This is a genomic window from Streptomyces malaysiensis subsp. samsunensis (assembly GCF_024519315.1).
In the GTDB taxonomy this organism is placed as follows: Bacteria; Actinomycetota; Actinomycetes; order Streptomycetales; family Streptomycetaceae; genus Streptomyces; species Streptomyces malaysiensis.
In genome coordinates, this window is sequence record NZ_JANIIC010000008.1 from 183517 (window position 1) to 196192 (window position 12676).

Genomic DNA, 12676 nt, shown 5'->3' on the forward strand with positions numbered 1-12676 from the left:
CCGAGGGGGACGTAGCCCCAGCGGGGTCCGGGGCGCAGCCCCAGCCGGGCCGAAGGGGCGCAGCCCCAGCGGGGGGCCGAAGGGGCGTTCAGGCCGTGGCGGCCAGTTCCTTGTCCTCCGCGTCCGGGACGCGGGGCACGAAGACCATATGCGGATGCCCACGGCGCAGGTCCAGCTTCACCCGCAGTCCGCCGGCCCGGACCAGGATCAGCCCCACCGCGGCCGCGGCCGCCGCCGAGATCAGACCGCCCGCGGCGAAGCCGATACGCGGGCCACAGGTGTCGGTCAGCCAGCCCATCAGCGGGCCACCGATCGGCGTACCGCCGACGAAGACCATCATGAACAGGCTCATCACCCGGCCCCGCATCGCGGGATCGGTCGCGAGCTGGACGCTGGAGTTCGCGGTCACGTTGAACGTCAGGCTGAAGATCCCGATCGGCACCATGAGCGCCGCGAAGAGCCAGAAGTACGGGGTGGCCGCCGCGACCGCCTCCAGCAGGCCGAACAACAGCGCGGCCCCGACCAGCAGCCGCCGCCGGGCCACCACACGCCGGGCGGCGAGCAGCGCACCGGTCACCGAGCCGATCGCGATCAGCGTGTTGAGCAGGCCGTACGTACCGGGTCCGGCCTGGAAGACATCGTCGGCGAAGGCGCTGAGCCAGATCGGGAAGTTGAAGCCGAAGGTGCCTATGAAGCCGACGAGCACGATCGGCCAGATCAGCTCGGGGTTCCCGGCGACATAGCGCAGCCCCTCCCGCAGCTGCCCCTTGCCGCGCGGCGTCCGCTCGACCTTGTGCAGCTCACCGGTGCGCATCAGCAGCAGCCCGATGAGCGGGGCGCCGAACGAGAGCCCGTTGATCAGGAAGGCCCAGCCGCTGCCCACGGCGGTGATCAGCACACCGGCTACGGCCGGGCCGATCAGCCGGGCGGACTGGAAGTTCGCGGAGTTGAGGCTGACCGCGTTCCGCAGGTCCTTGGGGCCGACCATCTCGTTGACGAAGACCTGGCGGGTCGGGTTGTCGACGACGGTGACCATGCCGAGCAGGAACGCGATCAGATAGACGTGCCAGACCTGCACATGGCCGCTGAGGGTGAGGGCGGCGAGGGCGAGCCCGCACAGCCCCAGCGCGGCCTGGGTGAACAGCAGCAGCAGCCGTCTGGGGTACCGGTCCGCGATGACCCCGCCGTACAGGCCGAAGAGCAGCATGGGCAGGAACTGGAGCGCGGTGGTGATGCCGACCGCGGTGGAGGAGCCGGTGAGGCTGAGGACCAGCCAGTCCTGGGCGATCCGCGACATCCAGGTGCCGGTGTTGGAGATCACGGCACCGGTCGCGAACAAGCGATAGTTGCGGATCTTCAGCGAACGGAAGGTTCCGCCCCGGGTGGATGCCGTGGTGGCGGCGCTCGCGGGGCCGGGTGCCGAGTCTGCGGGGTTGTTCGGTGCGGGTGCGGGTGCGGAGTCTGCTCCGGGTCCCGTACTCAAATGTGTTCGCCTCCTGGCTGCCTCGGTTCGTTCTTACATATGCGCGAGCTTCTCCAGCACGGGCGCGGCGGCGCGCAGCACGTCCCACTCGTCCTCGGTCAGCTCCCCGACCAGCTCGGCCAGCCAGGCGTTGCGCTTGCGTCGGCTCTCTTCGAGCATGGCTTCTGCCCGCTCGGTCGGCGAGACGACCTTCTGCCGCCGGTCCTCCGGATGCGGCTCGAGCCTGACCAGTCCCTTGGCCTCCAGCAGCGCCACGATGCGGGTCATCGACGGCGGCTGGACATGCTCCTTACGGGCCAGCTCGCCGGGGGTGGCGGAAGCGCACTGGGCCAACGTGCCCAGGACCGCCATCTCGGTCGGGCTGAGCGATTCGTCCACCCGCTGGTGCTTGAGCCGCCGCGACAGACGCATCACTCCGGACCGCAGCGCGCTGACCGCGGCCGCGTCATCGGGGGGCGCCTCCGCCTGGCGCTGGGGGCGGGACAGATCCGGCATGGTCTTTAGCATAACTCATTACCTCGCCTAATGAAAACCCTGGTTACTTCCCTATTTCTATTTCACCCGAACGAGTGAGTTGACTCCGGGTAGTAACGCGTGGCGCAACACATGAGCGCCCCGGGACACATCTGGTCCGGGGCGCTCAAAGCGGGATGTCTCGGCCCGGGAGACCTCGGATCGGGAGGTCCCGACTCGGAAGACCTCGGCTCAGGAGACGCCGAGCGCCTGCTCGATCGGGTTGAGCAGGAAGTACACCAGGAAGCACAGCCCCACCGCGCCCAGCAGCCACGGGATCTCCCGGGTCCGCCGGGTGGCGATGCGCAGCAGCAGGAACGAGAGCACGCCCAGCCCGATCCCGTTGGTGATGCTGTAGGTGAACGGCATCGAGATCATGGTCAGGAAGGCCGGGATCGCGATCGTGGAGTCGCTCCAGTCGATCTCCTTGACGTTCGCCGCCATGATCAGGAAGCCGACGACCACCAGCGCGGGGGTGGCGGCCTGCGAGGGCACCACCTTGGCCAGCGGGGTGAAGACCAGCGCGAGCAGGAAGAGACCGCCGGTCACCACGTTCGCGAGCCCGGTGCGCGCCCCTTCCCCGACGCCCGCCGTGGACTCGACGAAGCAGGTGTTGGCCGAGGCCGAGCCGAAGCCACCGCCCGCCACCGCGACGCCGTCCATCATCAGGATCCGGCCCATGCCCGGCAGCTGACCGCGCTCATCGGTCAGCCCGGCCTCCTCGCCGACGCCGATGATCGTGCCCATCGCGTCGAAGAAGCCGGAGAGCAGCACGGTGAAGACGAAGAGACAGCCGGTGAGCAGGCCGACCTCATGGAAGCCGCCGAAGAGGCTGACATGGCCGATGAGGCCGAAGTCCGGGGTGTCGACCACCTTCTCCGGGACCGTGGGGACGGTCAGCCCCCACTGGGCGTCCGGGATCTGGGCCAGGGAGTTGATCACGATGGCGACCACGGTCATGGTCACGATGCCGATCAGGATCGCGCCGCGCGTCTTGCGGACGATCAGGATGAACGTGAGCGCGAGGCCGACCACGAACACCAGCACCGGCCAGCCCTGGAGCCGCCCGGCCACCCCGAGGCCCAGGGGGACGGTGGTGTGCGCGGAGTCGGGGTTACGGCTGACGAAGCCGGAGTCGACCAGGCCGATCAGGGCGATGAAGAGCCCGATGCCGATCGCGATCGCCCGCCGCAGCCCGGACGGGATCGCGTCCATCACCCGCTGCCGCAGCCCCGAGGCGACGAGGATCATCAGCACCAGACCCGCGAGCACCACCATGCCCATCGCGTCCGGCCAGCTCATCTTGGGCGCGAGCTGGAGGGAGACGACGGCGTTGATGCCGAGGCCCGCGGCGAGCGCGATGGGGACGTTGCCGATGATCCCCATGAGCAGCGTGGTCAGGCCCGCGATCAGGGCGGTGGCGGTGACCAGCTGACCGTTGTTGAGCTGATGCCCGAACTTGTCCGTTCCGGCCCCGAGGATGATCGGGTTCAGTACGACGATGTAGGCCATCGCAAAGAACGTGGCCAGTCCGCCACGGATTTCCCGGGAGAGCGAGGAGCCGCGTTCGCTGATCTTGAAGAACTTGTCGATGCCGTTGGCGGGGGGAGTCGGAGCCTGCTGCTCGCCGGCGCCGACCGGCGCGGTGGCCGAGGGGGACATGAAGGACCTCAGTGGTGCGTGAACATCAACAGTGGGGTCCTCTTGGAGGATCTTGGATGATCGAACAAGACATTCCACTCAGACCCAGAAGTATTCAGTATGAAACTATCAACGTCCGATCTCCAAACCGCCCCGGTACCGCCCCGACCGGCCCACGCACCACCCCGGCCGAGCCCGCGACCGGCCCCCTTAAGCTGTGGCCATGACGAAGTGGACCCCCAAGCACGAGGCGCCGGAGCCCCTCGAGGGCAATGTCGTGGCCACGATCACCGGCGGCACGATCGTGTGGTTCGTCCTCTTCCTCGTCCAGCTGCCCTTCTACGGCTGGTTCGACGACCACGGACATCTGTGGTGGCTGTGGACCTGTCTGGCCGGCGGCAGCCTCGGGCTGCTCGGCGTCTGGTACGTACGGGCCCGGGACGCGGCGATCCGCGGCTCGCGGAGCGACGAGGCACGGAACAGCGAAGCGCGGAACGGCTGACGCACCCGCCCCCGGCGCGCAGAACAGCCGACGCACCCGCCCCCCAACGCGCGGAACAGCCGACCCGCCCCCCTGGCATGCGGAACGGCCGACGCACCCGCCCCCTCGGCACCCGGAACGGCGCCCGCCCCGGGCGTGCGGGACACGCGCGGGACGGCAGACGGCGCCCCGCGAGGGCACGGCATGGCGCGGCGCCGGACCTCGCCGTTCCCGGCGGCGGCCCGGCGCCCCGGCCCGGCGCGCGGGCGCGCTCCCCTCCTGGTGGCGCGCCCGCTCACCCGTCTGTGGCGTACACGGAAAGATGAGGGCTCCGCCGCGGGGACGCGCGGGCGGAGCCGGATGGGCCAACTGCACGATCTTCACGGTTCGTTCACAATGTTGCGGAAGCCTCACGACGGGCACTTTGTTCGGGAACTACCGGCTTGTGGTCGTCAACTCATCAGTAATGTGAGGGATATGACCGGTAACCGCTTTCGTGCCGATGAGATCGACACCAGCAAGCCGCACTCGGCCCGCATGTACGACTACTTCCTGGGCGGTAAGACCCACTACGCGGTCGACACCCACGCCGCCGAACAGGTCGAGGCCGTCTGGCCCGAGGTCAAGCCGTGGACCCGCGCCAACCGGTCATTCATGCACCGCGCGACCCGCTGGCTCGCGGGCGAGGCGGGCATCCGGCAGTTCCTGGATATCGGCACCGGGATCCCCACCGAGCCCAACCTCCACCAGGTCGCCCAGGAGGTAGCCCCGTCCTCGCGCGTCGTCTACGCGGACAACGACCCCATAGTGCTGGCCTACGCCCAGGCCCTGTTGCTCTCCACACCCGAGGGCCGCACCGCCTACATCCACGCGGACGTCAGCGACCCGCGGGCGATCCTGGCCTCCGAGGATCTGGCCGACACCCTCGATCTGTCCCAGCCGATCGCCCTGTCGCTCAACGCGATCATGCACTTCATCTCGGATGAGCAGAAGCCGTACGAGATCGTGCGGCAACTGGTCGAGCCGCTGGCCTCGGGCAGCTATCTCGTGCTCTCGCACGGTGCGCTCGACCCCCGCCCCGGCGTCTCGGACGCGGTGACCACCCTCTACCGCAGCAGCGGCATCCATGTGCAGGGACGCACCCAGGAGCAGATCCTTCCGTTCTTCGACGGACTGGAGCTCATCGATCCGGGCGTGGTGATGCCGCACCGCTGGAAGCCCGGGAGCGAGGAGGCCAGGGCCGAGGCGGAGGCCAGGGAGCTGTGGATCTTCGCGGGCGTGGCGCGCAAGCCCTGACGTCCGTCAGTCGAACCAGCGCGCCCGCGCCAGCTCCTCCGTACGGGTCAGATCCTCCAGCAGGGCCGCCACCTCGAACCGGCGCGCCCAATGGCCCGCCGCCCAGGCCAGACCGGCCGCGACACCCTCGACCGTCGAGGCGTGCAGAGTGCCGTCCACATACCGCCAGTCCAGCTCGGCCTCGCCCTCGGCGCCCTCGATCAGCAGCTCCTCGTGCTCGATGTACGACAGCGGGGCGCCCGGGAGGAGTTCGCGGACCGCCTCGGGCACCTCATGCGGATCGCCCTGTGAGGTCACCCGCGCCGGGTACGCCTCGCTCAGCCGCCGCACCTGGAACAGCTCGGCCAGCTCCGCCGCCCGCGCCGGCCGTACCGGCAGCAGCGCCCGGCCGTCCGCCTCGGCCAGCGGCATCAGGTCCGGGGCGTCCGCGACCAGCGCCTCGCCCGCCTCTACCACCGCCGGCTCACCGTCCACGACGGCGCGCAGCTCGTCCGGCAGGGTCACCTGCTCGGGTTCCAGATCGGCCAGCTGCCCATAGACGGCGTGCAGCTGGGCGGGGGTCACCTCGCGGTCCGGGTCGGCGAGGCGGGCCAGCAGCTCGGCGGCGCCTCCCGGCTCGTCCAGCAGCGCGACGACGGAGGTCCGTACCCCCAGCGCCCGCAGCACCTGCTCGTCCTCGAACCCGGCCGCGTCCACCGACTCGTACAGCCCGGCCAGCAGCGGATCGCCCCCGGCCGCGCGCAGCCCGGCGGGGCGGCGGCCGTCCAGCACCGGATGGCCGCGCAGCCACCACGCGGTGTACGAGCGCACGATCTCCGTCGTGCCGTCCGGCAGCAGCACCCGCACCGGCGCGGTCAGCGCGTCGCGCAGCGGCGGCTGGGCGAGCATGGCCAGCGCCCGCGGCCAGGCGTCGTCGTCCACCAGGTCCAGGTCCCGTACGGCCACGATCTCAGTGGCCACCGGCGGTACCGGCGTCTGTGGCAGCCGGTCCAGCACGTCCTCGCACCACACGTCGACGGCGTCCAGCACACCGACGTCGTCCGGTTCGGCGAAGTCGCCGTCACGCGGCTCCAGTTCATCCGGGTCCAGCACCACATCGGTGGCCCTGACCAGCGTGAAGCCCGCCAGCACACCGACCGCGGCCAGCGGCTGCTCACCCCAGCGCTCGGCCAGCTCGGCGTCGCACGCGGCGAGTTCGCCCTCCCGCATCACCCGCTCGAAGGCGCTGCCGGGGAGGACCAGTTCACCGGCCGGGGCGAGCTCTCCGTCCTCGTCCGGCAGCGCGAGCGCGGCCAGCCACGGCTCGTCGCCGGGCGCCAACCGGGCCTGCTGGACCAGGCCGAGGACGGTGTCGGCCAGCGTGTCCGCGTCCAGCGCCGCGCCCAGGGCCTCGCCCTCCTCGGCGAACGGGTCGTACTCGTCCTCCGCCTCCAGCGAATGCGCGACGGCGGCCCGCACCTGCGGGGTCGTCAGCACGGCGCGGGGGGTGGCGGGTGTCGCGCCGAGCTTCTCCAGCAGCGGATGGGCGGCGTCCGGATGTGCAACTTTCAGGCCGAGGCGGGCGAGGGTGCGATGCGTCTCGCCGACCGTACCGCCGCGCTCGGGGGTCTCCGCCGCCCCGCCGGCCCCGCCGGTCTCGGTGGTCCCGACAGTCCCAGCGGTCCCGACTCTCCGCGCGATCTCCACGGCTTCCAGGTCGCCCAGATCGCCGTCGGCCTCGCCCGGCAGCGGCAGCAGCACCTGCCGGGGCCCGATCGTCGTCCGGCCGTCCGCCAGCGGCACCGGCAGCCCGCTCAGCCGGTCCGGGTCGATTCCGCCCAGCGAGTCGTACAGCCGCCGCCACCAGACCGGGGTGCGCTCCACGCCCGCGAGCCGGTCGATCAGCTCGCCCAGCGGCACCCGGGCCACGCCCAGCACCCGCAGCTCCGAGCGGCGCTCGAGACCCGCGGGCAGCAGCGTCGGGAACAGCTCGGCCAGTACCTCCACCGTCTCCGCGCCCGCGCCCTCGACGACCTCGGCGTCCCGGGGCCGCAGCGCGTACGGCTCGCCCTCGGCGCCGCCGCGCGCCAGCACATCGTCGTCCCAGTCGGCGAGAGCGGGCGACGCCGACGGGGCGGTGGCCGGCTCCCCCGCCGCGGGGCCGCCCTGGGCGGCGTCCGGGCCGAGCGCGTCCGGCGAGCCCAGCCAGCCCTCCACGGCCTCGGCGCCCGCGCCCACCGCCGGTGCGGCGGCGCTCGGCAGGAACGGCACCCTCGGCAGCCGGTCCAGCACCCGCCGACGCAGCTCCCCGTCCAGCTCGCCCCGGCCCAGCTGGCCCGGGACCAGGTCGATCGTGCCGACCGAGACCGGATGCCAGTCGCGCAGCAACGTCGTGTACGCCTCGGCCGCGCGGTCCAGCAGGAAGTCCGTGAGCGGCCCGGGGGCGGTGTGGCGGCGGGTGGGCTCCAGCGGGAAGGACGCGATCAGCAGGGCGGGCATGCCCAGCGGCTCATCGGTCGGCGTCGGGCAGTGGACGACCGGGGAGGTCGCGGGGCGCGTCGGCGCGCCCTCCGCGTCCACCGGGACCGCCCAGGTCACCGACCACACCGGGCGCAGCCGCTCCTCCACCGGGCGGTCGGCGAGCAGCTCAGCGTCCAGCCGCCCACCGGCGCTCTCGGTGCGCCAGCGCGTCGTACCGCGCGGGCCGCTGTCCTCGACGACGGTGTACGCGCCCTCCTGGCGGCGGCGCAGCGTCCGGGTGCCGTCGACCGTCTCCACCACGACCTCGGCCAGGCCGGGGAGGGTGAGCAGCAGCGCATCGTCGACCCCGGCCAGCAGCCGCTCCGCCACGTCCAGCGCGGCGCCGTCGCGCAGCGGCAGCACCACGACGGTGTCATAGCCGTCCGGGGCGATCCCCTCGGCGGGCAGCGGCAGCCGCAGCAGCGGTACGTGGCCGTCGCGGCGGCGCAGCTCCTCGGCGAGGCCGGGGGCGGCGGCGGTGGCGCGCTGGGTCAGCTCCCGCGCCTCGGCCAGCGACCAGCGCACCCCGCCGGTGCGGCCCACGACCGCGGGCTCGTCGCTCACCGCGAGCACCGCCGCGAAGCCGACGCCGAACCGCCCGACCGCGCTCTCCGGCTCGTCCCGCTTGGCCGACGCGCGCAGGGTGGACAGCGACTCGACCCCGGCCGCGTCCAGCGGCGCCCCCGTGTTGGCGGCGGCCAGCACGGCGGGCTCGCCGTCGGTGGCCGGGCGCAGGGTCAGCCGCAGCCGTCCGGGCGCCCCCGCGCGGGCGGCGGCGTCCGCCGCGTTCTGGGCCAGCTCCACGACCAGCCGGTCGCGGTGGCCGCCCAGCGCCAGGTCCTCCTCGGCGTTGGCGTCCTCCCGGAACCGGGCGGGCGACGCGGCCCAGGCGTCCAGCACGCCGCGCCGCAGCCGCGCGGTCCCGAACGGGTCCACGTCCTCGGTCGCGCCTCGCACCATCGCCGTGCTGCTCACGTCTTGCCTCCGGAGTTCCTGGTCGGGGTCCGTCCCGCGCCGCGGCGCCACACCGTCGAGTCCCCCGCGGTGCGGATCACCCCACCGCGCTCGCCGTTCTCTCGCGTGTCGCCCTTGCTAGCCGCGAACGTACCGCTATCCGAGCCCGAACGACGCCTCGGGCCCCACACAACCGGATTCCCCACCTCCCCCGCGAGAACCGGCCTGGCCCGCGCCGCGGGGTCCCCCGCCATCTCGGGCCAACACCAAGCCTCACACCACCGCCATGGGAGCCGTCACGCCGCCGCCCCGGGGCGCTGCCGCCCCGGCCCTTCCAGGCGCCAGCCGAAAGCGCACGGACCGGCCCGCCCCTCCCCACCGGGAGGCCACCGGGAGGGCACCCGCAGGCCGCAGGGGCGGAACGGATACGGCCGGGCTCGCCGTTGAGGCCCGACGAGGGAAGCGGCGAGCGGACCGTAGGCACGCACCGGGGGAACGCGGACACGCCGCACCGCCCGCCGGGCGCAGGACCCCGCCCGGAGCGACGGCAGCGGCCAACGGCCACCCCCTGCGAGTCAGCAGCGGCCTGGGCCCCACAGCCCCAGGCCGAGGGCGCACCGCGCCAGGCGCGGCCAGGCCACACCACACACAAGACCACCCACCGGGCCCCCGCAGGACCCCAGCCCGCCCCACGGCGGGCAACAGCCATCACCCGACAAGTCAGCAGCGGCGCCGGTTCACACAGCCGCAGGTCAGCGGCCCAGGGCGGCTTCGCCGCCCGCCGTGGGACGGGAAAATCGAAGGCGTGCGGGGCTTGATGACCTTGGAACGCTTCTATTTACGCGTCAGAGGCGTACCGCGCCAGGCGCGGCCCGGACGCGTCGTGCGAGGCCGTCCGCCGAGGGGCGCGGGCCGCGGGCGCGGGGGCCCGCCCGGTGGATCGGGGACCGCGCGGGCTCCCGGCCGCCCTCGTGACGGCGGCGCGTCCGGCGAGGGGTGCCGGGGCGGCGGCCTCAGCTGTGGCCCAGTTCCTCCGGTGGGGTGTCCGGCTCGACGGAGCCGCCCGTGCGGTCCGGGTGGAGGGGGAGCGGCTCGACGACGGTTTCGTCGACGACGGGCGGGGCCGGGCGGGGAGGCTTGGGCATCACGGCCGCCTCCGAGTGGGCGCCGCAGCCGTACGAGAGGGAGACGACGCGGCCGTCCGCCGGGCTGAACTCGTTCGCGCACACCCCGAACGCCTGCCCGAGCGAGCCGCCGAGGGACACCAGGAAGCCGCAGGACGCGCAGGTGCCGGGGGCCGCCTGGGCCATGGGGGTCTTGGGGCCGTACGCCTCGTCCCAGCGGTCGGCCGCGACGTGGAGACCGTAGCGGGACAGCACCCGGGCGCGGCGCATGCCCAGCTCCTCCGCGACGGCCGCGATCGAGCCGGTGGTGGGAGCGGCGGTCTGCGCGGCGGGGGCGCCGGCCGTGACGTCGGCATCCTCCACCGCCGCGAGTTGCTGCATCTCCTCCGAGACGACCGAGTTGGGCGGTGGGATGTCCTCGCCCGAGTAGCCCGGCTCCAGGCGCAGGTCCTCGGCCTCGGTGGGGAGCAGATCGCCCGGCCCCATGTCGCCGGGGCGCAGCCGCTCGCTCCAGGGCACCCACTCCGGCGCGAGCAGCGCGTCGGGGCCGGGGAGCAGCACCGTCTCGTCCAGGGTGACGGCCTTCGCGCGGGAGGCGCGGGTCACCGTGACCGCCCAGCGCCAGCCGCGATAGCCCGGTTCGGCGCTCTCGAAGAGATGCGTGACGACGCGGTCACCCTCGGCGACGGCGCCCAGATACTCGGCGATCTTCCCCGGATGGGCGGCTTCCATGGCCGCCTCGCGGGCGAGTTCGACCGCCTCGGCGCACAGGCGGTCGGGGGTACGGCTTCGCATCGCACTCACAGGATCGATTCTCTCTTCCACGCCGTCGCAGCCGTCTGACCTGGTGCGCCAGCCGTACGGCCGGAACGCGGGACCGCGGACGGAGCGGACCATGGGGCCGCGTCGACGTCCGCCCCCATCCGGGCCTTGGGGCGCACCTTGTACGTCCCATTCTGCGGGATGGCTACTCGGCACACGGCCAGGAACGGCCCTCGGTGGCGCGGTTACGCACGCTACCTTGTCCGGCCGCGCCGCCCCTACCCCCGTCTCATGCCCGCCTCCCGCCCCGGCGCCGCGCGGCCCCCGTCCGCCCACCCCGGGAAAACCGCATTTCCGCTGGACAGCAGGGCGTTGCCGGTCCTCTTCTGCGACGCCGCCATCCGGAAAGCCGTCGAAGGTCTGACGCTCGGGCCGTGTTGGCTGCACCATGGTCAGGTGGCAGAAAAGCGATGGTACGGCGGCGGCCCGACCCAACGGTCGGGCCGCTGGGTCGTCCACGCGCTCCGTCTTCCATTCGCGCTCCGCCTCCCCTTCACCGCGGCCGGGCGGGGCATCCGCCGGGCCACCCACGCCCATGGAGCCGGGGAGTCGGGGCTCGGCAAGCTGATCGAACTGCACGCGGTGAACTCCGCGGGCGACATGCTGATCACCGTCGCGCTCGCCTCCACGATCTTCTTCTCGGTCCCGACCGACGAGGCCCGCGGCCGGGTCGCGCTCTACCTGGTCATCACCATGGCGCCGTTCGCGCTGCTCGCCCCCGTCATCGGCCCGCTCCTGGACCGTCTGCCGCACGGCCGCCGCGCGGCGATGGCGGGCGCGATGCTGACCCGTACGGTGCTCGCGCTCACGATGGCGGGCGCGGTGGTGGGCGGTGGTCTGGAGCTGTATCCGGCGGCGCTGGGCGTGCTGGTGGCGTCCAAGGCGTACGGAGTCGTCCGTTCCGCCGTTGTGCCACGACTGCTCCCACCCCGCTTCTCCCTGGTCAAGGCCAACTCACGGGTGACCCTGGCCGGGCTGCTGGCCACCGGCGTGGCGGCCCCGCTGGGGGCCGGGCTGCATCAGATCGGTCCGGGCTGGCCGCTGTACGGGGCGTCCGTGATCTTCCTGCTGGGCGGATTCCTGTCGTTCACCCTGCCGCACAAGGTGGACTCCGCGAAGGGTGAGGCCAAGGCGCAGCTGACCTCGGGACAGCACCATCTGCATCTGCCGGTGACGGTGCGCAAGCCCAAGGCCAGGGTCGGCGGGGCCAGGACCGCCCTGGGCAGGGCCGCCTTCTGGCGGAACCGGTCGGGACGGCCCGGCCTCCGTACGGTCGGCCCCTCCGTCCTGCACGCCCTTCAGGCGTGTGCCGCGCTGAAGACCTTGTCCGGATTCCTCACCCTCTTCCTCGCCTTCCTCCTCCGCGACCAGCCGCTGGGCGGGCTCGGCCCGGAGATCTCGCTCGGCCTGGCCGCGGTCTGTGCGGGCGGCGGCAACGCGCTGGGCACCGCGATCGGCGCCTGGCTGCGGGCGCGCGGCCCGGAGCTGATCATCGCGGTGGTGCTGAGCTCGGCCCTGGCCGTGATCGTCGTATCGGCGGCCTTCTACAGCGCGGTGGCGGTGGCCGCCGTGGCGGCCACCGCCGGTATCTCCCAGGCGCTGGGCAAGCTGTCGCTCGACGCGCTGATCCAGCGTGACGTCCCGGAGGAGGTCCGCACCTCCGCGTTCTCCCGCTCCGAGACAACGCTCCAGATGGCATGGGTCGTCGGCGGCGCCATCGGCATCGCGCTGCCGCTCCACGGGGTGCTGGGGATGGCGGTCGCCGCGGCGGTGATCGCGCTGGGCGCGGCGCTGAGCGTCCGTGGGCTGCTGAGCGCCTCCCGGCAGGGGGCGCCGTATCCACGGGTGGCCTGACCGGCGCGG

At 73.0% G+C, this 12676-nt stretch carries 8 protein-coding genes; 3 read left to right on the forward strand and 5 right to left on the reverse strand.

The window, feature by feature from the left end; translation table 11 throughout:
- Window positions 1–88: 88 nt before the first annotated feature.
- From NQU54_RS10005 to NQU54_RS10015, 3 genes are all read right to left on the reverse strand, one after another.
- On the reverse strand, window positions 89–1483 hold the full coding sequence (locus tag NQU54_RS10005) for an MFS transporter (RefSeq protein WP_257630739.1): 1395 nt from the start codon (window positions 1481–1483) through the stop codon (window positions 89–91).
- A gap of 33 nt (window positions 1484–1516) precedes the next feature.
- The gene (locus NQU54_RS10010; protein WP_257630740.1) at window positions 1517–1978 is read right to left on the reverse strand and encodes a MarR family winged helix-turn-helix transcriptional regulator; all 462 of its coding nucleotides are present in this window, start codon (window positions 1976–1978) and stop codon (window positions 1517–1519) included.
- 210 nt (window positions 1979–2188) lie between these two features.
- Window positions 2189–3658, reverse strand: coding sequence for an NCS2 family permease (locus NQU54_RS10015; protein WP_079258033.1), 1470 nt, complete (start codon window positions 3656–3658; stop codon window positions 2189–2191).
- 202 nt (window positions 3659–3860) lie between these two features.
- Between NQU54_RS10015 and NQU54_RS10020 the strand changes: the two genes are divergently transcribed.
- Window positions 3861–4139, forward strand: a complete 279-nt coding sequence (locus NQU54_RS10020; protein WP_069870577.1) for a DUF2530 domain-containing protein — start codon at window positions 3861–3863, stop codon at window positions 4137–4139.
- 456 nt (window positions 4140–4595) lie between these two features.
- The gene (locus NQU54_RS10025) at window positions 4596–5414 is read left to right on the forward strand and encodes an SAM-dependent methyltransferase (protein ID WP_257630741.1); all 819 of its coding nucleotides are present in this window, start codon (window positions 4596–4598) and stop codon (window positions 5412–5414) included.
- Between the two features lie 6 nt (window positions 5415–5420).
- Here NQU54_RS10025 and NQU54_RS10030 read toward each other — a convergent pair whose 3' ends face one another.
- A complete protein-coding gene (locus NQU54_RS10030) occupies window positions 5421–8873 on the reverse strand; it encodes a sacsin N-terminal ATP-binding-like domain-containing protein (protein WP_257630763.1) in 3453 nt (1150 codons plus the stop codon).
- A gap of 1007 nt (window positions 8874–9880) precedes the next feature.
- Window positions 9881–10786, reverse strand: a complete 906-nt coding sequence (locus tag NQU54_RS10035; protein WP_069870581.1) for a DUF3027 domain-containing protein — start codon at window positions 10784–10786, stop codon at window positions 9881–9883.
- 168 nt (window positions 10787–10954) lie between these two features.
- Between NQU54_RS10035 and NQU54_RS10040 the strand changes: the two genes are divergently transcribed.
- Window positions 10955–12667 carry an MFS transporter gene (locus NQU54_RS10040; protein WP_306278536.1) on the forward strand — a complete coding sequence of 571 codons (1713 nt, stop codon included), beginning with the start codon at window positions 10955–10957 and terminating at the stop codon, window positions 12665–12667.
- Window positions 12668–12676 lie beyond the last annotated feature (9 nt).

What these genes read in the sequence shown, in the direction of transcription:
- NQU54_RS10015 (WP_079258033.1), bottom strand. Translation starts at nt 3,658, where the DNA reads ATGTCCCCCTCGGCCACCGCGCCGGTCGGCGCCGGCGAGCAGCAGGCT.
- NQU54_RS10035 (WP_069870581.1), bottom strand. Translation starts at nt 10,786, where the DNA reads ATGCGAAGCCGTACCCCCGACCGCCTGTGCGCCGAGGCGGTCGAACTC.
- NQU54_RS10020 (WP_069870577.1), top strand. Translation starts at nt 3,861, where the DNA reads ATGACGAAGTGGACCCCCAAGCACGAGGCGCCGGAGCCCCTCGAGGGC.
- NQU54_RS10010 (WP_257630740.1), bottom strand. Translation starts at nt 1,978, where the DNA reads ATGCCGGATCTGTCCCGCCCCCAGCGCCAGGCGGAGGCGCCCCCCGAT.
- NQU54_RS10030 (WP_257630763.1), bottom strand. Translation starts at nt 8,873, where the DNA reads ATGGTGCGAGGCGCGACCGAGGACGTGGACCCGTTCGGGACCGCGCGG.
- NQU54_RS10025 (WP_257630741.1), top strand. Translation starts at nt 4,596, where the DNA reads ATGACCGGTAACCGCTTTCGTGCCGATGAGATCGACACCAGCAAGCCG.
- NQU54_RS10040 (WP_306278536.1), top strand. Translation starts at nt 10,955, where the DNA reads ATGGCTACTCGGCACACGGCCAGGAACGGCCCTCGGTGGCGCGGTTAC.